The following is a 20,524-nucleotide window of genomic DNA, read 5'->3' on the forward strand; positions in this document are numbered from 1 at the left end:
GTTATTGTTGTGCGCGAGCAACGTCTAGTTGGCTGATCACTTCAACTAAGGATTGATCTTTCAGGTTTTGTTGTCCGCGGATCACTATTTGCTCACCGGGTTCTAGCCCTGAGACCACCTCTACGGTATCGGCCTCGCGATAACCCAGGGCAACTTCGCGGCGCAGGGCATTGTCACCTTGAACGACATACAGGGCGTATTGATTGTCCTGATTGACCACGGCGTTATAGGGAACGGTTATTACATTGCTGTGGGTGTCGTATCTCAGCTCAACTCGGGTAAACATCCCCGCCTTAAGCTGGGCATTTTGGTTAGGCACCGAAAGGGTGACCTTAAAGGTACCGCTTTGGGGATCGACGATGGGGCTTATACGCAGCACCTTGGCATGAATGGTATCCTTGGTGTGCTTGTTGGCGTACAGCTCGGCCTCCTGGCCTAGACGCAGGCTCTGTAGCTGAGCCTCTGGCAAGTGCACTATGCCGTACAGCTCGTCTTGATTAACCACATAGAAAAGCTGCTCAAACTCTTTGGCCATGTTACCAGCTTTCACATAACGCTTGGCCACCACGCCATCGATAGGGGAGCGAACCATGCTTTCTTGTACCTGTAGGGCGGCTAAATCGCGCTTGGCGATGGCGGCCTGTAGGTTGTATTCGAGTTTGGCCATGGAATCGGCGCTGATGAACTCTTTATTGCTCATCTTCTTCAAACGGTTGAGCTCCTGCTCGATGATTTCCACTTCGGCCTGTGAGCGGGCCAGATCGTAGCGCTGGCGCTTAGCATCGATTACTGCTAGCAATTGCCCCTTGGAGACGCGATCCCCTTCTTCGACTTTAATGGATTCGATAAGACCAGCGATGCGGCTAACAACGTCGGCTTCCTGAGGGGCTTCCAGGGTTGCGGTAGTGCTATAAAAAGAGGAGACATCACCTTGTATGACAGTCGTCGTTTCAACGGGAACGGCGTACTTTTCTTCTTCTTTCTTTGTTTCCTCATTACCACATGCACTGAGTACGGCAACAAATAGTAGGGGAAGTGCCAACTTAAACTTTGAAAAAGATTCCATGTGAAGATACCTATGTTATTTATCCAATTAGCCTTAGTAAGCACAAGGTGTGCCAAAATGTTAAACGATTATTTATCAGTTGCTTACGCTAAAATCAGTTGGGGCACGGTGAGTTTGTTAACTGGTTTGTAGCGAAAATGTTTAACATGTGATGCTTTTGACTAATTAACAGTTAAGACCCATTGCCAAGGTCAGTGCAAATTGGATTTGATACAAAATGTATCTCTGCTGCATGGGGGAGCTTAAGCTGGCTAGATGTCAGGTTGATTACTTAATGGCAAAGGGCTCAGATGTGAAGGGCTAAGAGAAAAAGGACTGAGCGGGAAGGGCAAAAAGGAAAGGGCAGAAAGAAAAGGGCAGAAAGAAAAGGGCAGAAAGAAAAGGGCTTAAAGAGGAAAAGTGTACAAGGTAAAGGGAGTCAATCGCTTTAAATCTTAAACCCATTGCGGTGAAGCCTCAGATATAAACATCCAGATATAAAAGTTCGTCTATAACTACTCATGTAAAAGGTGCATATAAAAGGCGCATGTAAAAGGCTCATATAAAAGCTCAGGCATAAAGCCTTGCCTAAGACTGAGGCGTTAAAAGAGTGCGACCATAAGAGCTATTAAAGAAGAGCTATTAGAAAAGAGCGATTAAAGAAGAGCGATTAAAGAAGAGAGATAAAAAAGAGTGATTAAAGCAAAGCTATTAGAAGAGAGGCATAAAAAAAGCACCCCATAGGGTGCTTTTTAAGACTAGGCTGCGATTAACGCTTGTCCAGTTTGACGAAGTCGCGTTCTGGTGAGCCTGTGTAGAGCTGGCGTGGACGGCTGATCTTGTGACCAGGCTGGTCCAACATCTCTTTCCAGTGTGCAATCCAACCCACGGTACGCGCCAGGGCGAACAGTACGGTGAACATGCTTGTTGGAATGCCGATAGCCTTCATGATGATGCCTGAGTAGAAATCGACGTTTGGATAGAGTTTCTTCGATACGAAGTACTCATCTTCCAATGCGATACGCTCAAGTTCCATCGCCACGTCGAGCAGCGGATCATCGACCTTAAGCTCAGCAAGGACTTCGTGACAGGTTTCGCGCATAACCTTGGCGCGAGGGTCGAAGTTCTTGTAAACGCGGTGACCGAAGCCCATCAGACGGAATGGATCTTCTTTGTCCTTCGCACGAGCGATGAACTCAGGAATGCGATCGACTGTGCCGATCTCTTCTAGCATGTTCAGACACGCTTCGTTCGCGCCGCCATGTGCAGGGCCCCATAGTGAGGCGATACCCGCTGCAATACACGCAAATGGGTTAGCACCCGATGAACCGGCTAGACGCACGGTAGAGGTAGAGGCGTTTTGCTCATGGTCTGCGTGCAGGATAAAGATACGGTCCATAGCGCGTTCGATGATTGGGTTAACCTTGTACTCTTCACAAGGAACGGCAAACATCATGCTTAGGAAGTTGCCCGCATAGCTTAGGTCGTTACGTGGGTAAACAAATGGCTGACCAATTGAATACTTGTAACACATAGCGGCGATAGTCGGCATCTTAGAGACTAAACGGAACGCCGCAATTTCGCGGTGGTGTTCGTCGTTGACATCGAGAGAGTCTTGGTAGAATGCAGACAATGCACCGGTTACGCCACATAGCATGGCCATCGGGTGTGCGTCACGGCGGAAACCACGGAAGAACGAAGCCAGTTGCTCGTTAACCATAGTGTGGGTCTTAACCGTGTAAACGAATTTGTCGTATTGAGCCTTGTTAGGTAACTCACCGTAAAGCAGTAGATAACAAAGATCTAAATAGTCTGAGTCGACGGCAAGTTCGTCGATCGCGTAACCACGGTGTAAAAGTATACCTTGGGCGCCATCAATGTAAGTGATAGCTGATTCGCAGGATGCTGTCGCTAGGAATCCTGGGTCAAATGTAAAATGACCTTTGCTACCGAGTTTGCTGATGTCGATAACATCAAATCCCGCCGTTCCTTTCTTAATAGGCAGGTCAATCGAATCGTTCCCTGGTAGTTCCAATTTGGCTATATTATCAGCCATACCCCGTTCTCCTTACTTCATTCTTATGTGAGTGCGGCTTTGTCAAACGCCAATACTTTACAGTGAATCTAGATCACATTTCAATTTAAATAAGTGTTTAAATTCGTTAGACCATGGTCTTAATTTGACGTAAGTGCCCGTCAATACAGCAACTTGGCAGATTTTTTTACCAAAAAAACAAAATTTGCATAATGTGATGTTTGTATTTGACATTTGTGGGGCGTATACTTGCTTCGGCTCGAAAGAGCTACAAACAAACCAATTCGTAGACCATTATTTACATACTTATTTAGTGATTTTTGAATTAGTTAACTGTTTGTTTCAACTTTCCTTTTGAGGCGAGAGGAGGTGGTAAGTTTGCTTGCTGGTCAAATTTCGTTCGAAAGAGGTTCAATAACAAAAATAATGCTCAATGGAGCAGAGTGAGCAGAACGTGAAAAAGCAAAGACCTGTCCATCTAGATCTGCAGACCATTCGCTTTCCTGCAACAGCGATTGCGTCAATCCTACACCGTGTCTCCGGTGTCATCATGCTGTTTGCCGTCGGCATTCTTATCTGGTTGTTGAGTGAGTCACTCGCATCTGCTGAGAGTTTCGCAGGCATTCAATCTCTATTTGATACCTTTATCGTTAAGTTTGTTGTCTGGGGAATTCTGACCGCGCTTGGTTATCACCTGATTGTTGGCCTACGCCACCTGATCATGGATACCGGTCGTTGGGAAGAGTTGGAATCGGGTAACGCTTCAGCGAAAGCCGCCTTCGTTATTGCAGCGGCATGGTCAATCATTGCGGGGATTTGGGTATGGTAACAAATGCAGCGAGTCTTGGACGCAGTGGCGTTCATGATTTTATTCTTCTTCGTGCTAGTGCCGTGATCCTTACTTGTTACACCATTTTCTTAGTAGGATTCATCGCCGCTAGTGCGCCTCTCACTTATGACGTATGGCACGGTTTGTTCAGTGCTTTGCCGATGAAAGTGTTTACGCTTCTTGCCCTGGTCGCCATCCTGGTTCACGCCTGGATCGGTATCTGGCAGGTGCTCACCGACTATGTTAAGCCGGTAGCCGTCCGTGGCGTACTCCAATTCGTCTTCGTCGTAGCAGCGCTTTCTTACCTGGCTGCTGGCATTGTTATTGTGTGGGGTGTTTAAGTGAGTATTCCAGTACGTGAGTTTGATGCAGTCGTAATTGGCGCCGGTGGCGCGGGTATGCGAGCTGCACTACAGATTTCTAAAGAAGGTAAGAGCTGCGCGCTGTTATCTAAAGTATTCCCAACGCGTTCTCATACCGTTTCTGCCCAGGGTGGTATTACCGTTGCCCTAGGTAACGCCCATGAAGACCATTGGGAACAGCACATGTACGATACCGTTAAGGGTTCCGACTTCATCGGTGATCAAGACGCGATCGAATTTATGTGTCAAACCGGTCCAGAAGCCATTATCGAACTTGAGCACATGGGTTTGCCATTCTCTCGTTTCGATAACGGTAAGATCTATCAGCGTCCTTTCGGCGGCCAATCGAAGAACTTCGGTGGCGAGCAGGCGGCACGTACCGCTGCGGCGGCAGACCGTACCGGTCACGCCCTGTTGCACTGTCTATACCAACAGAACGTTAAGCATAAGACTGAAGTCTTCTCTGAGTGGTATGCACTGGATCTGGTGAAGAACGAAGACGGTGCCATCGTAGGTTGTACTGCAATCGAAATCGAAACCGGCGAAATCGTTTACTTCAAGTCTAAGGCCACCATTCTGGCTACCGGTGGTGCGGGTCGTATCTACGCCTCTACTACTAACGCTCACATCAACACCGGTGACGGTGTCGGCATGGCAATGCGCGCTGGCGTGCAGATGCAAGACATGGAGATGTGGCAGTTCCACCCAACCGGTATCGCCGGCGCGGGTGTACTGGTAACCGAAGGTTGTCGTGGTGAAGGCGGATACCTGCTGAACAAAGACGGCGAGCGCTTCATGGAGCGTTATGCGCCAAACGCGAAAGACCTGGCCTCTCGTGACGTGGTAGCACGTTCTATGATGACTGAGATCCGTGAAGGTCGTGGCCTCGACGGTCCACTAGGTCCTCACTGTCTACTGAAACTCGATCACTTAGGTAAAGAGACGCTTGAAGCACGCCTACCAGGCGTTTGTGAACTGTCTCGTACCTTCGCGCATATCGATCCAGCCGATGGCCCAATCCCTGTACTGCCAACCTGTCACTACATGATGGGTGGTCTGCCTGCTAAGGTGAGCGGTCAGGTGATCCGTAAGAATGAAGATGGCAGCGAAAGCGATGTCGTTGGTCTGTTTGCCGTGGGTGAGATTGCCTGTGTATCGGTACACGGTGCGAACCGCCTGGGTGGTAACTCACTACTCGACCTCGTGGTCTTTGGCCGCGCAGCGGGTCAGCACCTGGGTAAGGCGCTGGATGAGACTGCCGATCCTAAAGAAGCGAGCGCCGATGAGATTGCTAAGTCGCTTGAGCGTCTAAATCGTTGGGAAAGCAACAAAGACGGTGAAGATCCTGCGCAGATCCGTAAAGATCTTCAGCTTTGTATGCAGCTTAACTTCTCGGTATTCCGTACCGGCGAGGCAATGGCAGAAGGTCTTGAAGAGCTTAAGGCGATTCGTGAGCGTCTGGCTAATGCCAAGCTGTCTGACAACTCAAGAGAGTTCAACACTCAGCGTATCGAGTGTCTAGAGCTAGATAACCTGATGGCGACAGCAATTGCGACTGCTTATGCGGCGAACTTCCGTCAAGAGAGTCGTGGTGCGCATTCACGTGAAGACTTCCTCGAGCGTGATGATGAGAACTGGTTGTGTCACAGCTTGTTCGATCCTCAGACCGAACAGATGACCAAGCGTGCGGTAAACATGGAGCCTAAGCTTCGTGAAGCCTTCCCGCCGATTAAGCGTACCTACTAAGGAAGATAAGATGAATTTGAAGATTGCTATTTATCGCTATAATCCTGAAGTAGACACTAAGCCTTACATGAAGGATTACACGCTAGAAGTGGCTGACGGTACCGATATGATGGTGCTGGATGTCCTGATGCAGCTGAAGGTACAAGACCCAACGCTGGCGTTCCGTCGCTCATGCCGTGAAGGTGTTTGTGGTAGTGATGGGGTAAACATGAACGGTAAGAACGGTCTGGCCTGTATCACACCAATTTCTACCTTCAAGGGTAAGAAGCTGGAGATACGTCCACTACCGGGTATGCCTGTGGTTCGTGACCTGATTGTTGACCTGACTCAGTTCTACAAGCAGTACGAGAAGATCAAGCCTTACCTGATCAACGACGACAAGACACCGGCCCGTGAACATCTGCAATCGCCAGAAGAGCGTGCGCACCTGGACGGTCTGTATGAGTGTATCATGTGTGCGTGTTGTTCAACGGCTTGTCCATCATTCTGGTGGAACCCAGACAAGTTCATCGGTCCAAGCGGCCTGTTGCATGCCTATCGTTTCCTTATCGATAGCCGCGATACCGCCACCGAAGAGCGTCTGTCTGAGCTCGACGATGCTTACAGCGTATTCCGTTGCCATGGCATCATGAACTGTGTTGACGTTTGTCCTAAAGGACTCAACCCGACTAAAGCAATTGGACACATCAAGTCTATGCTGCTTAAGCGAGCTGTCTAAATGCAACACACTGAGCTGATTTTAATAATTATATAGCTCTTATGAGAGTCACTTCTTCTATGTGAGAAGTGGCTCTTTTATGTAATGGAACTACACATGCCGTGAAATCTGGACTCTAGGGGCGGCAGATATTTTGCAATTGCAGTACATTTGACTGGATTGCATTTTCAATACTTTGGCTAAAAACACGTGTATAAAGTTTGAAAGGAATAGAAATGCACCAAGGCATCATGAAAGCCTGGCTCGAATCGTCTCATTTAAACGGGGCTAATTCGACCTATGTAGAAGAGATGTATGAAGCCTATCAAGAGGACCCTCAGTCAGTATCAGAAGACTGGCGAGCGGTGTTTGATAACCTCCCATATGCCAACGGTGCAACAGCAGATGTGCCCGAAGCTGCCCACTCTAAAGTACGTGAATATTTCCGTAGTTTGGCGCTAGACGGTCGTCACAAGAGCGCTGCTCGTGTGACAGATCCAGAAGTCGATGCCAAACAGGTTAAAGTTCTTCAGTTGATCAACGCCTACCGTTTCCGCGGCCACCAGAATGCGAATCTGGATCCCCTCGGGCTATGGAAGCGCGATACCGTCTCTGAATTGGACCCGGCCTTCCACGGCTTAACCGGCGAAGATATGGAGCGTGAATTCAACACTGGTTCATTTGCTCACGGTGGCGACACCATGAAGCTGGGTGATCTGGTTAAAGCACTGAAAGCAACCTATTGTGCTGCTATCGGCGCGGAATACATGCACATCACAGATACCGATGAGAAGCGTTGGATCCAACAACGCTTGGAGCCGTCATTAGGTAGAGCGAATTACGATAAAAACACCAAGACACGTATCCTCGAGGGCCTGAACGCCGCCGAAGGTATGGAGAAATATCTCGGCGCCAAGTTCCCCGGCGCAAAACGTTTCTCACTGGAAGGTGGTGACGCGCTCGTCCCTATGATGCGTGAAATCATCTACCGTGGCGGTGAAGCGGGTACTAAAGAGATCGTCGTGGGCATGGCTCACCGTGGTCGTCTAAACCTGCTGGTTAACATCTTAGGTAAGAAGCCATCAGAACTCTTCGACGAGTTCGCCGGTAAGCACAGCGATGAGCTCAACGGTTCGGGTGACGTTAAGTATCACCAAGGTTTCTCATCAGATTTCGAAACACCGGGCGGCAACGTGCACCTGGCACTGGCGTTTAACCCGTCGCACCTTGAGATCGTTAACCCTGTGGTCATGGGCTCGGTAAGAGCACGTCTGGACCGCCGCGGTTGTAAGACGGGTCTTCAGGTGATGCCTATTACTGTTCATGGTGACAGCGCCATCGCAGGTCAGGGCATAGTACAAGAGACATTCAACATGTCTCAGACCCGAGCCTTCAAGGTGGGCGGCAGTATCCGTATTGTGGTCAACAACCAGGTGGGCTTTACTACCAACCTGACTGAAGATACCCGTTCAACCGAGTACTGTACCGATATCGCCAAGATGGTACAGGCGCCTATCTTCCACGTGAACGCAGACGACCCAGAATCGGTTGCCTTCGTTGCTCAGCTGGCGGTTGATTATCGTAACGAGTTTAAGCGTGACGTAGTGATCGATCTGGTCTGTTACCGTCGTCACGGCCACAATGAGGCCGACGAGCCGAGTGCAACTCAGCCGCTGATGTATGCCAAGATCAAGAAACATCCAACGCCACGTAAGATCTATGCCGACCGTCTGATCGAAGAGCAGACCCTAGGTGCAGATGATGTGACCGCGATGATCAACGACTACCGCGACGCGCTAGATAAAGGCGATTGCGTAGTTAAAGAGTGGCGTCCAATGACGCTGCACACGGTTGACTGGACACCTTATCTTAACCGCGAGTGGGACGAGGCTTATCCTGCCGAGTTGCCGCTAGATCGCGTTAAGGCGTTGGCTGATAAGATCAGCTACGTGCCAGAGAGCCACAAGCTACAGTCGCGTGTTGCTAAGATCTACAAAGACCGTGTGGCCATGGCCGCCGGTGACAAGCTGCTGGACTGGGGCTTTGCCGAGACACTAGCCTACGCCTCGATTTTGGATGACAACAAGCGCGTGCGTATCACAGGTCAAGACTCTGGCCGTGGTACCTTCTTCCACCGTCACGCCGTGCTGCACAACCAAAATGATGCGACAGCTTATCTGCCGCTGCGTCACCTGTCTGACATGCAAGGCCCTATCGATATCTCTGACTCGGTATTGTCTGAAGCCTCAGTATTGGCGTTCGAATATGGTTATGCCACGGCTGAGCCGGGCGGCCTGACCATTTGGGAAGCCCAGTTCGGTGACTTCGCTAACTGTGCCCAGGTAGTGATCGATCAGTTCCTCTCTTCTGGCGAGCAGAAGTGGGGCCGTCTGTGTGGTTTGACCATGCTGTTGCCACATGGCTACGAAGGTCAGGGCCCAGAGCACTCGAGTGCACGTCTGGAGCGTTTCCTGCAGCTGTGTGCTAACCACAACATGCAGGTGTGTGTCCCATCGACACCGGCACAGGTTTACCACATGCTACGCCGTCAGGTAGTGCGTCCTATGCGTCGTCCTCTGGTGGTGATGTCACCTAAGTCACTGCTGCGTCATCCGCTGGCGGTGTCTAGCCTGGAAGAGCTGGCCGAAGGCACCTTCCAGAATGTGATAGCCGAGATTGACGAGCTCGATAGCAGCAAGGTCGATCGCGTGGTCTTCTGTAGCGGTAAGGTTTACTTCGAACTGCTCGAGAAGCGTCGTAAAGAGAACCTGGACAACGTTGCTCTGATCCGTGTAGAACAACTGTACCCGTTCCCACACGAAGATATGGCACAGATCCTCGCCCAGTATCAGCACGTTAAAGATTTCGTTTGGTGTCAGGAAGAACCTCAGAACCAGGGCGCTTGGTATTGCAGCCAGCACCACTTCTGGGCCGCCATTCCTGCCGGAGCTCAATTAACCTATGCGGGTCGTGAAGCCTCGGCCGCGCCAGCATGTGGTTATCCGGCCCTGCACACCCAGCAGCAAGAATCTTTAATCAATAGCGCATTAAAACTGTAGTAATAGACAATTTATAAAAAGGATAGCTTTCCATGAGTATCGAAATTAAGGTACCCGTACTGCCAGAATCAGTTGCTGATGCAACCATCGCCACATGGCATGTTAAAGCTGGCGAGCAAGTGTCTCGTGATCAAAACCTGGTCGATATCGAAACCGACAAGGTGGTTCTAGAAGTGGTTGCGCCGGAAGATGGTTCAATCGTTGAGTTCCTGGCGGAAGAGGGCGACACAGTGTTGGCCGAAGCCGTCATCGCTAAGTTTGTTGCTGGTGCGGTTGCCGGTCAGGAAGTCTCTAAAGAGCAAGCCGAAGCGGCAGCACCGCAAGCGGAAGCTACTAGCGAAGAGTCTAACGATGCCCTGAGCCCATCTGTACGTCGTCTGATTGCCGAGCACAACCTGGATGCCGCTAAGATCAAGGGCACTGGCGTTGGCGGTCGTATCACTAAAGAAGATGTGGAAGCCTTCATCAAGTCAGCGCCTGCTGCTAAAGCAGCGGCGCCAGCCGTTGTTGCGCCGCTAGGTGAGCGTAGCCAGAAGCGCGTACCTATGACGCGTCTACGTAAGACTATCGCTAACCGTCTGCTGGAAGCAAAGAACTCAACCGCTATGCTGACCACTTTCAACGAAGTGAACATGAAGCCTATCATGAACATTCGTAAGCAGTATCAAGAGCTGTTCGAGAAGAAGCACGGCATCCGTCTTGGTTTCATGTCTTTCTACGTGAAAGCCGTGACCGAAGCCCTGAAGCGTTTCCCAGAAGTGAACGCCTCTATCGACGGTGATGATATCGTTTACCACAACTACTTCGACGTGAGCATCGCGGTTTCTACGCCTCGTGGCCTGGTAACACCAGTACTGCGTGACACAGACACCATGAGCCTGGCCGACATCGAGCGTAACGTTCGTGACCTGGCTATTAAGGGCCGCGACGGTAAGCTGACTGTTGACGACATGACCGGCGGTAACTTCACCGTGACTAACGGCGGCGTATTTGGCTCGCTAATGTCTACCCCAATCCTTAACCTGCCACAAAGCGCTATCTTGGGCATGCATGCCATCAAAGATCGTCCAATGGCGGTTAATGGTCAGGTAGAAATTCTACCTATGATGTACCTAGCACTCTCTTATGACCACCGTATCATCGATGGTCGTGAGTCTGTTGGCTTCCTGGTTGCCATTAAGGACTTCCTGGAAGACCCAACTCGTCTACTATTAGACCTGTAAGACGATGTTGTTTCGATGCCTGTCGGCAACGGTAGGCATCACCCCTCGCTACCGGCTCTATTGAGCCGGTTGGATTAGATTAGAAGTATACGGATAGATCATCATGAATTTGCATGAGTATCAGGCAAAAGCCCTATTTGCCGAATATGGTTTACCAGTGTCAGAAGGTTATGCTTGTGATACCCCTCAAGAGGCGGTAGAAGCGGCTGGCCATATTGGCGGAGATATGTGGGTTGTTAAGTGTCAAGTACACGCAGGCGGCCGTGGTAAAGCAGGTGGCGTTAAAGTTACCGGCGATAAAGAAGAGATCAGAGCATTTGCTGAGCATTGGTTAGGTAAGAACCTAGTAACTTATCAGACTGACGAAAAAGGTCAGCCAGTTGCTAAGATCCTAGTCGAAAGCTGCACTGATATCGCAAACGAGCTGTACCTAGGTGCCGTTGTTGACCGTGCGACCCGTCGCGTTGTCTTCATGGCGTCTACCGAAGGTGGCGTTGAGATTGAAACAGTTGCCGAAGAGACACCTGAGCTGATCCACAAGGCGATTATCGATCCTTTGACAGGTCCTCAGCCTTACCAGGCACGCGATCTTGGCTTCAAGTTGGGTCTGAACCCAACTCAGATGAAGCAGTTCACTAAAGTCTTCATGGGTCTGGCGACTATGTTCACCGATCACGACTTCGCACTGCTTGAGATCAACCCTCTGGTTATCACCACCGAAGGCAACATCCACTGTCTAGACGGTAAGATTGGTATCGATGGCAACGCACTGTTCCGTCAACCAAAGATCCGTGACATGCACGATCCATCACAGGATGACGCTCGTGAAGCTCACGCGGCGAAATTCGAGCTGAACTATGTTGCCCTAGACGGTAACGTAGGCTGCATGGTAAACGGTGCCGGCCTAGCAATGGGTACTATGGACATCGTTAACCTGCACGGTGGCAAGCCAGCTAACTTCCTGGACGTTGGTGGCGGCGCGACTAAAGAGCGTGTTGCTGAAGCATTCAAGATCATCTTGTCTGACGCTAACGTGAAAGCGGTTCTGGTTAACATCTTCGGTGGTATCGTACGTTGTGACATGATCGCAGAAGGTATCATTGGTGCCGTTAAAGAAGTGGGTGTTGAAGTGCCAGTGGTTGTTCGTCTAGAAGGTACTAACGCAGATCTAGGTCGCGAAGTATTGGCTAACTCTGGTCTTGACATTATTGCAGCCGAGTCGCTAACCGACGCTGCTGTTAAAGTTGTTGCTGCTGCGGAGGGCAAATAATGTCTGTATTAATTAACAAAGATACCAAGGTTATCTGTCAGGGTTTCACTGGCGGTCAAGGTACTTTCCACTCTGAGCAAGCGATCGCTTACGGTACGCAAATGGTTGGCGGTGTTTCGCCAGGCAAGGGCGGTCAGGTTCACTTGGGTCTGCCAGTATTCAACACAGTAAAAGATGCTGTGGCTGAAACCGGTGCGACTGCTACCGTTATCTATGTACCAGCGCCTTTCTGTAAAGACGCTATCCTGGAAGCTATCGACGGCGGCATCGAGCTAATCGTTTGTATTACTGAAGGTATTCCTACTCTGGATATGCTGGAAGTTAAGGTTAAGCTGGAAGAGACTGGCGTTCGCATGATCGGTCCAAACTGCCCAGGTGTTATCACTCCGGGCGAATGTAAGATCGGTATCATGCCAGGTCACATCCACAAGCCAGGTAAAGTGGGCATCGTGTCTCGCTCTGGTACCCTGACCTATGAAGCGGTTAAGCAAACGACTGACGAAGGTTTCGGCCAATCAACTTGTGTTGGTATCGGTGGTGACCCAATCCCAGGTACTAACTTCATCGACGTATTGGAAATGTTCCAAAACGATCCACAGACCGAAGCTATCGTTATGATCGGCGAGATCGGTGGTACTGCTGAAGAAGAAGCTGCTGCTTACATCAAGGCTAACGTGACTAAGCCTGTTGTCTCTTACATTGCCGGTGTTACTGCACCTGCTGGTAAGCGTATGGGCCACGCTGGCGCGATCATCGCTGGCGGTAAAGGTACGGCTGAAGACAAGTTTGCTGCACTAGAAGCGGCAGGCGTGACTACCGTACGTTCACTTGCCGACATCGGCAGTGCACTGCGTGCTAAGACTGGCTGGTAATATCCACCTAAGTCTGTAGCATGAAACAAAAAAGGCGCCTTGGGCGCCTTTTTTATTACCTATCAAATTTGTTAGCTTCTACAGCTTAAGCATTTTTCCTGTGGCCATTTTCCCTATGACGGGAGAGACCAAACTCGGCGGGGGTCAGGATATAGGTATCTTCGCAGTAGAAGTCTTCGGCGGTGCATTGCTGCCACCAGGATGCCCAGGCGGTGCCTTGCAGCTTCTCTTCTATGATGGCGTTGTGGGTGAGAGGGGCCACCAGGCTGCCGGTGGAGATCAGCAGGCCATAGGGGGAGCGGCGCTTGATCATTCGCGGCTTTAACTTGTTGGGGTTATCCAGTCCCATGCTGCCCACCAGTTCATAGAAGGCTTTTAGGGTGTTGTGATGGAAGTTCTTCACCCGTTCGCTCTTCACCTGTACATCCAGCGCCTTGGAGCGGGCGGGGTCTTGGGTGGCGATGCCTGTGGGACACATGTTGGTGTTACAGCTTCTGGACTGAATGCAGCCTAGTGACAGCATCATGGTGCGGGCGGCGTTGACTAAGTCGGCGCCCATGGCGATTTTGGTCAGCAGGTCGAAGCTGGAGGCCGTCTTGCCCGAGGCGATCAGGGTGATCTTGTGCCTCAGGCCCACGCCAACCAGGGCGTTGTTGGCAAAGTAAACCCCTTCGAGACACATCATCCCCAGACGGTTACTGAACTCGACCGGCGCCGCCCCCGTGCCGCCTTCGGCGCCATCTATGGTGATAAAGTCGGGTGTGATGCCTGTCTTGAGCATCGCCTTGCAGATGGCAAGAAACTCCGCCGGATTACCTATACAGAGCTTAAAGCCCACCGGTTTGCCACCACTCAACTCCCGCAAGCGTTTGACGAAGTTGAGCAGGGCGATAGGCGTGGTGCACTCAGGGTTGACCGCGGGAGAGACACAATCTTTATCCATAGGGATATGGCGGATGAGGGCGATCTCTGGGGTGATCTTGGCCTTGGGCAGCACGCCGCCGTGCCCCGGCTTAGCTCCCTGGCTGAGTTTTATCTCTATCATCTTGATCTGCGGGCGTTTGGCCATCTTCTCGAAGCTGTCGGGGTTAAAGTTACCCTCATCGTCGCGGCAGCCAAACAGGCCGGAGCCTATCTGCCATACCAGATCGCCGCCATGCTTGAGGTGATAGGGACTGGCGCCGCCTTCCCCCGTGTTGTGATAGCAACCCGCCTTCTTGGCGCCCAGATTGAGTGCCTCGATGGCATTGGCGCTGAGGGAGCCGAAACTCATGGCCGAGATATTAAAGTAGGATGCATCATAGGGCTGAGTGCAATCTGGTCCGCCGATGCGCACCCGCTTGGCCTGCTCGTCGATATGTTTCGGCGACAGCGAGTGCCACAGGCTCAGATAGTTCTCCTCCAACAGATCGCGCTGGGTGCCGAAGGCTATGGTATCGCGCACGTTCTTGGCCCTTTGATAGACCAAGGAGCGCTGCTCGCGGTTAAAGGGGGCTTCCTCTGTGTCGCTGGCGATAAAGTACTGCTGTATCTCTACCCGGTAAGACTCGAGGAAGTAGCGCAGGTAGGCGACCACAGGGTAGAGGCGGTTAAGAGTGTGGGAGCTAAAGAGCAGATCGTAGGCGCCGACCAAGGTGTAGAGCAGTGTAAAGCCGAGGACCAAGGCGGCGCCAGTGCCGCCAAAGGTGAGATATAAATAGAGTCCGGCCCCGTTACCTAGGGTGGCGATAAGCCAAAAGACCTTTTGCATGATTGTCATAACGCATTCCTGTATTGCAGACACTTATCATAATTTGTCTATTGAACGTCATTGCGGCGGCTTTGGCAATCGGCCATCTCTGTGGCGAGCGATGAATTTTGCTTATTTTAAGCGGGGTTAGTGTAAAGCTGAGTCGACAAATCCCTAGATTAATACTTTCTAATCTACTCTGTAGTGGGTATATTGATGGGCTGGATGGGGGAAAAGAAAGGAGTGACAGATGTTCATCGCAGAAACAGAGAGGCTGATTTTACGTCGATTCGAGGCCAAGGATGTGGAGAGCCTATTTCTGCTCAATAGCATTCCCGAGGTGCTGACCTATATTCCCGGCGCGCCCATGACCTGTCGCTCGCAGGCAGAGGATATTTTGGAAAATGTGCTGCTGAAAAACTATCGCGAGCGTGGCTTTGGCCGCTGGGCGGTAGAGCATAAGGCTGACAATAAGGTGATAGGCTTCTGCGGCCCGACTTACATCAAGGAGTTTGATGAGGTGGAGCTGGGCTATCGTTATCTGCCCGAATATTGGGGCAAGGGGATTGGCAGCGAGGCAGGTCATGCGGCGCTGTCACGCTTTAAAGATCACGGCATAGATGAGGCGATAGCGCTCATACTGCTGGGCAACAAGGGCTCCGAAGGGGTGGCGCGTAAGCTGGGCATGGCTGAGCGTGAACGCAGCAAGTTTATGGGCCACAAGGTGAACGTATTTCACAAGGTGTTGTGATGAAGGCATTAACTCTCTTGAGGAATAAACCTTAGATAAAGAAAAACCAGCATGATGCTGGTTTTTCTTTATCGGCTGTTTGCCTGCGAATTATTCGTCGCCGTGGTCGCACTCGTCGTTGGTGCAGACACCGTAGAGATATAGGCTGTGGTTGGTCAGCTTGATGTTGTGCTTCATGGCGATCTCGTCCTGGCGTCTCTCGATCACTTCGTCGGAGAACTCGATCACCTTGCCACACGAGAGACACACCAGATGATCATGATGGTGGGTCGAGGCCAGCTCAAATACCGCTTTGCCGCTTTCGAAATGATGACGGGTGACGATACCCGCGTCATCGAACTGGTTCAGTACACGGTATACCGTGGCCAGTCCAATCTCTTCGCCAATATCGAGCAATTTCTTATATAGTTCTTCTGCACTGATATGCTGGTTGTCGGGCTCCTGCATCAGCTCGAGGATCTTGACTCGTGGTAAGGTGACCTTTAATCCCGCTTTCTTTAGCGCTTGATTTCCATCTGTCATTATTAATCTCTGGATTGAAGAACCATTAGCAATGCCAATAGTGGTTCAGTAGTTGATGTTGAGAACCATTATAGGGGTTGAATTTGAAAACTTAAACCTTTGATCTTGCATATTGTTCGCATCGGCAGAAATTTGTTCTAAATTGGCCCTACCTGTGTGATTTAGGCTGAATTTAACGCGTACTTTTTGTAATGTTATTGAGACTAATGCCTAATAGCCTAACGGCGGCAATTCTGACAGGATGAAATCTGGTCAACCTGTATCCTGTGGGCGATAGCGACCCGCAAAAGCATAAAAATAAGGAAGAGGGATGTATCGGCAGATCGTAGTGTTAACTGGGGCGGGGATCTCAGCGGAATCTGGCTTGAGAACCTTTAGGGATCAAGATGGGCTTTGGGAAGAGCATAAAATCGAGGACGTGGCGACGCCCGAAGGTTATGCCCGCGACCCGGAAATGGTGGAGCGCTTCTACAACGAGCGTTGGCAGCAGCTTCACAATGGCAAGATAGAACCCAATGCCGCCCACAAGGCGCTGGCGAGGCTCGAGCAGGAGTTCGATGGCCAGCTATTGGTGGTAACGCAAAATATTGACGATCTGCATGAGCGTGCAGGTTCTCGTCGCCTGCTGCATATGCATGGTGAGTTGACCAAGGGACGTTGCCCGCGCTCTCATCAGACCTTTCTGCTGACCGATCACTTTGGAGTCAACCATACCTGTACCTGCTGTATTCCCGCCCAGCGCCTGCGCCCCCATGTGGTCTGGTTCGGCGAGATGCCCATAGGCTTAGATCGCATACAGCATGCGCTGGATACCTGCGATCTCTTTATCGCCATCGGCACCTCGGGCACCGTCTATCCGGCGGCGGGTTTCGTCGACACCGCCAATCATCATGGCGCCCAGACGGTAGAGGTCAACCTGGTGCCGGCGGATCGCCACAGCCAGTTCCAGTATCACCTGCAAGGCAAGGCCAGCGAGATAGTGCCGCAACTGGTGGAGCAGATCCTCGCAGGCGAGGTGATTGGCGAGAAGCCCTTATCTGGCGCCGCTAATGTGTGATTTAAGGTATGAGTCAAGGCATGAGTTAAGGCATGAGTTAAGGTTTGAGGTCAAGGCGTGAGCCATTTTGAGTGTGACCTCGGTGACCTCGGGGCAGAAGTGCTGACACAAGACGCTGCAACTGCGGCGGACAGTCTCAACAGCCAGCTAGCGATCATCATGCGCGGCCTGCCAGGCAGTGGTAAGAGTCACTGGGTCGATAGCTTCATTGCCGCTCGCCCCGACGGTGAGGCGATTCGCCGCCGCGGCTACTTCTCTACCGACGATCGTTTCATCATTGCAGGTGAGTACCGCTTCGATGCCAGTAAGCTGTCTGAATATCATCAGCTTAACCTTACCGGTTTCATTCAGGCCTTGTCGCGCCGGGAGCCCGTAGTGATCTGCGATAACACCAACATGGCCCACTGGGAGTTTATGGCCTACGAGGCCGCCGCCAAGGCGATGGGCTATCAGGTGCGCATTTTGCTGATTGGCGATCCCGAGGATGAGGCGCATCAGGCGCTGTGCGCCGAGCGTAATCAGCACGGCCTGGGGCTCAGGCAGATCCAGGCGATGGCGCGTCAATTCCAGCAGCTGTGAAGACCATAATCTTTCCGATTTAGTCTCTTGAGGAGGCAAGATGTTTGCCGTGATTTTTCGGGCCAAGGTGGCCACTTTAGATGCCAGATATGCCGAGATGGCCGCTAAGATGCGGCAGTTGGCGATGGATAAGTATCACTGCCAGGACTTCGTTGCCGTCACCGAAGGCGATCAGGAGATCGCCATCTCCTATTGGCGCAGCGAGGCCGATATTCTGGCCTGGAAACAAGACAGCGAACATAGAATCGCCCAGCAACTTGGCCGCGAGGCCTGGTATGAGCGTTATAAGGTCGAGGTGGTGGAGATCAAGCGCCAGTATCAAGGCTAAGACTATTACTTAACTAGGCCTTTATTGAGAATTAAGCAGAACATTTGCCTCGGAAAGAAAGCCTCGGAAGGAAATCCACACAAGGAGACGAAACAGTGACTATGGTGCTGATCAGCGATCTTAACAACGCTGCAAGTCAGGCGGCGATAACCTCTGTGCTTAGTCCCTCTGTTCTCAACCAAGGTGCTAATAAGAGCACTAGCCTGGGTTATCTGGCCTCGGGCCATGAGCCGGAGCAAAACTACTACCTAGGGACTCAGCAGCAGTATGCCCGCTTAGGCATGGCGCTTAGCCATTATCTGGATCTCGAGCAGGGCTATACCCAAGCAGGGCTGGATAGATTACTCAATTGCCAGGCGATTCACCTTGCCGGCGGCGATACCTTTCAATTTCTGGCTCAGGTGCAGAAACGCGGCCTGATGGCGGAGTTTGCCGATTATCTCAATCGCGGCGGGATCTTAATTGGGCTCAGTGCCGGCGCCATGCTGATGACGCCAAGCATCGCCTGTGCGCCCCTGTGCGGCGATGAGAATCATCTGGGGCTGAGCGATTTGAATGGTATGGGGCTGCTTCCCTATCAGTTTCTGCCCCATAGCGATCTGAGCGATGGCGGCGTAGCACTCAGCGTCAGGGCCGCTTGCCTGCTTGAGGCCGCTTCTCTGGCAGAGTATCCGCTGATCCTCTGTGGTGATGAGGATGCCGTTGTCGCCACCAAGGCAGGGCTGCGCGGTTTCGGTCAGCCACTGCTGTTCGATGGTGTGAGCCTTATGTCCTTAGTTTAAAGGCAACGCCACTATTGCAGCTCCCATAGTTCCCAGGTGTTGAGGCGATACTGCGTAGCCAGTGCCAAGGCTTTTTGTTGGTGTCGCTGCGCGTTTGCTTCATCGCCTTGAGATTGATAGTAGAGACTCATCTCCCTGTGCCAGTAGGGTGAGGCTTCGCCCTCTTTAGCAACGCTGTCCAGCAGGGCCTTGGCCCGCGCACCGTCGCCCTTAACGTTAAAGCCCTTGGCCACCTGCACTGTCACTATGGTGAGCGAGTCGGGAAACTCCTGCTTTACCGCCGCTAAGATCCCATCGAGTTTATCGAGTTGCTTTGACCAGAACAGATACTTGCCAAACTGATAGGCCTGCAGCCACTCGATGTGAAAGCCGGCCCAGTTTGCCTTGCGCTTGGCAAAATAATCCAGCACGGCGCGGTAGTCGCCAAGGGCCAGCATATCGCTGCCATCGAGGCCGTAATCGGGTGATAAAAACAGCAGACCGTCATTGAGTGCGGGCAGGGCGGTGGTGAAGTGATTTTCGCTTGGGTACTGCTTAAACTGCCAGTGGATCTTTTGTGCGTCATAGCCTTTGAGTGCAGTTACCAGTTCATCCACGCCCATCTCCTGCTCATTAGCCAGGGTCAAGAATAGCGGCGCCTCGATGGGCGATTTCTGCAAACGCTGCTTGAGTAATTCGATATAGTGCATCTTGTCATACCAAACGCTGGGGCTCATGGCCAGATAGGCATCGAAGGGGCTGTTTGCTTGCGTCATGGCATAGAGGGTGAAGAGGCCGCCCAGCGAGTAGCCGGCCAGCGCCTTGTGGGGATTGGTGCGGAACTGCTTGTCAATAGTGGGTATTAGCTCCTTGGCCAGATAGCGATAGAAGGTGTCTGCGCCGCCAAAGGCCTCGCCCTCGTCGCTCTTCCAGGTGGTGGTGTAGAGATAATCGCTCTGGCCTTGATTAGCGATGCCCACCACTATCATGGGTGCTATCTTACCCATGCGCGCAAGATGCAGTGCCAGGGCCGATACATGTTGAAATTGAAAGTCGGCGTCCACCACATAGAGCACGGGGTAGTGTCGCGTATTGCCATGGTAGCCTTCGGGCAGGGAGACCATGTAGCGCCTTGGCGTCTTAAACTCGCTCGAGTCATGGCTGAACTCATGTCCCGCGATGATGGCATTGTCACTTGCTGTGACGTCTGCGTTAGCTGGCGTCTCGGCCCATGCCTGGGTGAGGGGCAACAGCAGGCAAAGGCAGAGGGAAAGGCATTTTCCCAGGGCTGTAGGGATATTTGTTCTTATTGGTTCTGGTGTTGTAGGTACTGATGTCTTAGGTACTGATGTCTTAGGTATTGGAGTCATAAGTCGTCCCGTCCATGTGAAACGAGTAGGCCGATAGCCTTATATTTTTAACCTTATTTTTACCAGTAAATAGTCACTTATGTCTTGCTAAAAAGTGCTTCATCTTGCCTTTTTCATCCATTACTTATTGTTTTTAATCGCTTTACTCATGTTTTACAGCAGCAGGCTAGCCTATTCCCCTTGTTGCGCACACCACCAAAAACAGCATCTTGTCGCCAAGCTGTAAATTCAGCCTGACAAGACATTAGACTAAAGTTAGTGAAATTCGACCAGTTAATGCTTGCTTTAC

The 20,524-nt window shown here is 51.4% G+C and carries 18 protein-coding genes; 13 read left to right on the forward strand and 5 right to left on the reverse strand.

Features of this window, described 5'->3' with window-relative positions:
- Position 1: 1 nt before the first annotated feature.
- Together SHEW_RS08545 and SHEW_RS08550 are read right to left on the reverse strand one after the other, a co-directional pair.
- Positions 2–1,066, reverse strand: a complete 1,065-nt coding sequence (locus tag SHEW_RS08545; protein WP_011865448.1) for an efflux RND transporter periplasmic adaptor subunit — start codon at positions 1,064–1,066, stop codon at positions 2–4.
- 748 nt (positions 1,067–1,814) lie between these two features.
- Positions 1,815–3,101: a citrate synthase gene (locus tag SHEW_RS08550; RefSeq protein ID WP_011865449.1), complete on the reverse strand. Its 1,287-nt coding sequence runs from the start codon at positions 3,099–3,101 to the stop codon at positions 1,815–1,817.
- Positions 3,102–3,513: 412 nt separating this feature from the next.
- Between SHEW_RS08550 and sdhC the strand changes: the two genes are divergently transcribed.
- The 8 genes from sdhC to sucD all read left to right on the forward strand — a co-directional run bounded on the left by sdhC (position 3,514) and on the right by sucD (position 13,138).
- Positions 3,514–3,909, forward strand: coding sequence for a succinate dehydrogenase cytochrome b556 subunit (sdhC, locus tag SHEW_RS08555; RefSeq protein ID WP_011865450.1), 396 nt, complete (start codon positions 3,514–3,516; stop codon positions 3,907–3,909).
- Entirely contained in the window at positions 3,903–4,250 is a 348-nt protein-coding gene (sdhD, locus tag SHEW_RS08560) for a succinate dehydrogenase, hydrophobic membrane anchor protein (protein ID WP_011865451.1), read from the forward strand. Before sdhC ends, sdhD begins: the two co-directional genes overlap by 7 nt.
- Entirely contained in the window at positions 4,251–6,017 is a 1,767-nt protein-coding gene (gene sdhA, locus SHEW_RS08565) for a succinate dehydrogenase flavoprotein subunit (protein WP_011865452.1), read from the forward strand. It abuts the gene before it with no gap.
- A gap of 10 nt (positions 6,018–6,027) precedes the next feature.
- Positions 6,028–6,735 carry a succinate dehydrogenase iron-sulfur subunit gene (locus SHEW_RS08570; RefSeq protein ID WP_011865453.1) on the forward strand — a complete coding sequence of 236 codons (708 nt, stop codon included), beginning with the start codon at positions 6,028–6,030 and terminating at the stop codon, positions 6,733–6,735.
- 215 nt (positions 6,736–6,950) lie between these two features.
- Positions 6,951–9,773, forward strand: coding sequence for a 2-oxoglutarate dehydrogenase E1 component (sucA, locus tag SHEW_RS08575; RefSeq protein ID WP_011865454.1), 2,823 nt, complete (start codon positions 6,951–6,953; stop codon positions 9,771–9,773).
- Between the two features lie 32 nt (positions 9,774–9,805).
- Complete coding sequence (gene odhB / locus SHEW_RS08580) at positions 9,806–10,996, forward strand: 2-oxoglutarate dehydrogenase complex dihydrolipoyllysine-residue succinyltransferase (protein WP_011865455.1); 1,191 nt, start codon at positions 9,806–9,808, stop codon at positions 10,994–10,996.
- Between the two features lie 103 nt (positions 10,997–11,099).
- A complete protein-coding gene (sucC, locus tag SHEW_RS08585) occupies positions 11,100–12,266 on the forward strand; it encodes an ADP-forming succinate--CoA ligase subunit beta (protein WP_011865456.1) in 1,167 nt (388 codons plus the stop codon).
- On the forward strand, positions 12,266–13,138 hold the full coding sequence (sucD, locus tag SHEW_RS08590) for a succinate--CoA ligase subunit alpha (protein WP_011865457.1): 873 nt from the start codon (positions 12,266–12,268) through the stop codon (positions 13,136–13,138). Before sucC ends, sucD begins: the two co-directional genes overlap by 1 nt.
- Positions 13,139–13,223: 85 nt before the next feature.
- Here the strand turns inward: sucD and SHEW_RS08595 are convergent, their stop codons facing one another.
- Positions 13,224–14,897, reverse strand: coding sequence for an FMN-binding glutamate synthase family protein (locus SHEW_RS08595; protein WP_011865458.1), 1,674 nt, complete (start codon positions 14,895–14,897; stop codon positions 13,224–13,226).
- 220 nt (positions 14,898–15,117) lie between these two features.
- Here SHEW_RS08595 and SHEW_RS08600 point away from each other — a divergent pair, with 220 nt between their 5' ends.
- Positions 15,118–15,618: a GNAT family N-acetyltransferase gene (locus tag SHEW_RS08600; RefSeq protein WP_011865459.1), complete on the forward strand. Its 501-nt coding sequence runs from the start codon at positions 15,118–15,120 to the stop codon at positions 15,616–15,618.
- A gap of 90 nt (positions 15,619–15,708) precedes the next feature.
- Here the strand turns inward: SHEW_RS08600 and fur are convergent, their stop codons facing one another.
- Positions 15,709–16,140, reverse strand: a complete 432-nt coding sequence (fur, locus tag SHEW_RS08605) for a ferric iron uptake transcriptional regulator (RefSeq protein WP_011865460.1) — start codon at positions 16,138–16,140, stop codon at positions 15,709–15,711.
- 310 nt (positions 16,141–16,450) lie between these two features.
- On the opposite strand from fur, the gene cobB reads away from it, so the two are divergent.
- The 4 genes from cobB to SHEW_RS08625 all read left to right on the forward strand — a co-directional run bounded on the left by cobB (position 16,451) and on the right by SHEW_RS08625 (position 18,886).
- Positions 16,451–17,197: a Sir2 family NAD+-dependent deacetylase gene (gene cobB / locus SHEW_RS08610; protein WP_011865461.1), complete on the forward strand. Its 747-nt coding sequence runs from the start codon at positions 16,451–16,453 to the stop codon at positions 17,195–17,197.
- A 159-nt stretch (positions 17,198–17,356) separates the two neighbouring features.
- The gene (locus SHEW_RS08615) at positions 17,357–17,776 is read left to right on the forward strand and encodes an ATP-binding protein (protein ID WP_041407091.1); all 420 of its coding nucleotides are present in this window, start codon (positions 17,357–17,359) and stop codon (positions 17,774–17,776) included.
- A gap of 40 nt (positions 17,777–17,816) precedes the next feature.
- On the forward strand, positions 17,817–18,104 hold the full coding sequence (locus SHEW_RS08620; RefSeq protein WP_011865463.1) for an antibiotic biosynthesis monooxygenase family protein: 288 nt from the start codon (positions 17,817–17,819) through the stop codon (positions 18,102–18,104).
- Between the two features lie 101 nt (positions 18,105–18,205).
- Complete coding sequence (locus SHEW_RS08625) at positions 18,206–18,886, forward strand: peptidase E (protein ID WP_049766511.1); 681 nt, start codon at positions 18,206–18,208, stop codon at positions 18,884–18,886.
- An 11-nt stretch (positions 18,887–18,897) separates the two neighbouring features.
- Here SHEW_RS08625 and SHEW_RS08630 read toward each other — a convergent pair whose 3' ends face one another.
- Positions 18,898–20,115 (reverse strand): alpha/beta hydrolase, encoded by a 1,218-nt coding sequence (locus tag SHEW_RS08630; RefSeq protein WP_190272416.1) that lies wholly within the window; start codon positions 20,113–20,115, stop codon positions 18,898–18,900.
- Positions 20,116–20,524 lie beyond the last annotated feature (409 nt).

The sequence above is a fragment of the Shewanella loihica PV-4 genome, assembly GCF_000016065.1.
Taxonomy (GTDB): Bacteria; Pseudomonadota; Gammaproteobacteria; order Enterobacterales; family Shewanellaceae; genus Shewanella; species Shewanella loihica.

Excerpts from the sequence above, each read along its gene's own strand:
- sdhC (WP_011865450.1), top strand. The coding sequence starts at position 3,514 with ATGGAGCAGAGTGAGCAGAACGTGAAAAAGCAAAGACCTGTCCATCTA.
- sucC (WP_011865456.1), top strand. The coding sequence starts at position 11,100 with ATGAATTTGCATGAGTATCAGGCAAAAGCCCTATTTGCCGAATATGGT.
- sucD (WP_011865457.1), top strand. The coding sequence starts at position 12,266 with ATGTCTGTATTAATTAACAAAGATACCAAGGTTATCTGTCAGGGTTTC.
- SHEW_RS08600 (WP_011865459.1), top strand. The coding sequence starts at position 15,118 with ATGTTCATCGCAGAAACAGAGAGGCTGATTTTACGTCGATTCGAGGCC.
- SHEW_RS08595 (WP_011865458.1), bottom strand. The coding sequence starts at position 14,897 with ATGACAATCATGCAAAAGGTCTTTTGGCTTATCGCCACCCTAGGTAAC.
- SHEW_RS08545 (WP_011865448.1), bottom strand. The coding sequence starts at position 1,066 with ATGGAATCTTTTTCAAAGTTTAAGTTGGCACTTCCCCTACTATTTGTT.
- fur (WP_011865460.1), bottom strand. The coding sequence starts at position 16,140 with ATGACAGATGGAAATCAAGCGCTAAAGAAAGCGGGATTAAAGGTCACC.
- sdhD (WP_011865451.1), top strand. The coding sequence starts at position 3,903 with ATGGTAACAAATGCAGCGAGTCTTGGACGCAGTGGCGTTCATGATTTT.
- SHEW_RS08550 (WP_011865449.1), bottom strand. The coding sequence starts at position 3,101 with ATGGCTGATAATATAGCCAAATTGGAACTACCAGGGAACGATTCGATT.
- sucA (WP_011865454.1), top strand. The coding sequence starts at position 6,951 with ATGCACCAAGGCATCATGAAAGCCTGGCTCGAATCGTCTCATTTAAAC.
- odhB (WP_011865455.1), top strand. The coding sequence starts at position 9,806 with ATGAGTATCGAAATTAAGGTACCCGTACTGCCAGAATCAGTTGCTGAT.
- SHEW_RS08570 (WP_011865453.1), top strand. The coding sequence starts at position 6,028 with ATGAATTTGAAGATTGCTATTTATCGCTATAATCCTGAAGTAGACACT.
- SHEW_RS08625 (WP_049766511.1), top strand. The coding sequence starts at position 18,206 with ATGGTGCTGATCAGCGATCTTAACAACGCTGCAAGTCAGGCGGCGATA.
- SHEW_RS08620 (WP_011865463.1), top strand. The coding sequence starts at position 17,817 with ATGTTTGCCGTGATTTTTCGGGCCAAGGTGGCCACTTTAGATGCCAGA.
- SHEW_RS08615 (WP_041407091.1), top strand. The coding sequence starts at position 17,357 with ATGCGCGGCCTGCCAGGCAGTGGTAAGAGTCACTGGGTCGATAGCTTC.
- cobB (WP_011865461.1), top strand. The coding sequence starts at position 16,451 with ATGTATCGGCAGATCGTAGTGTTAACTGGGGCGGGGATCTCAGCGGAA.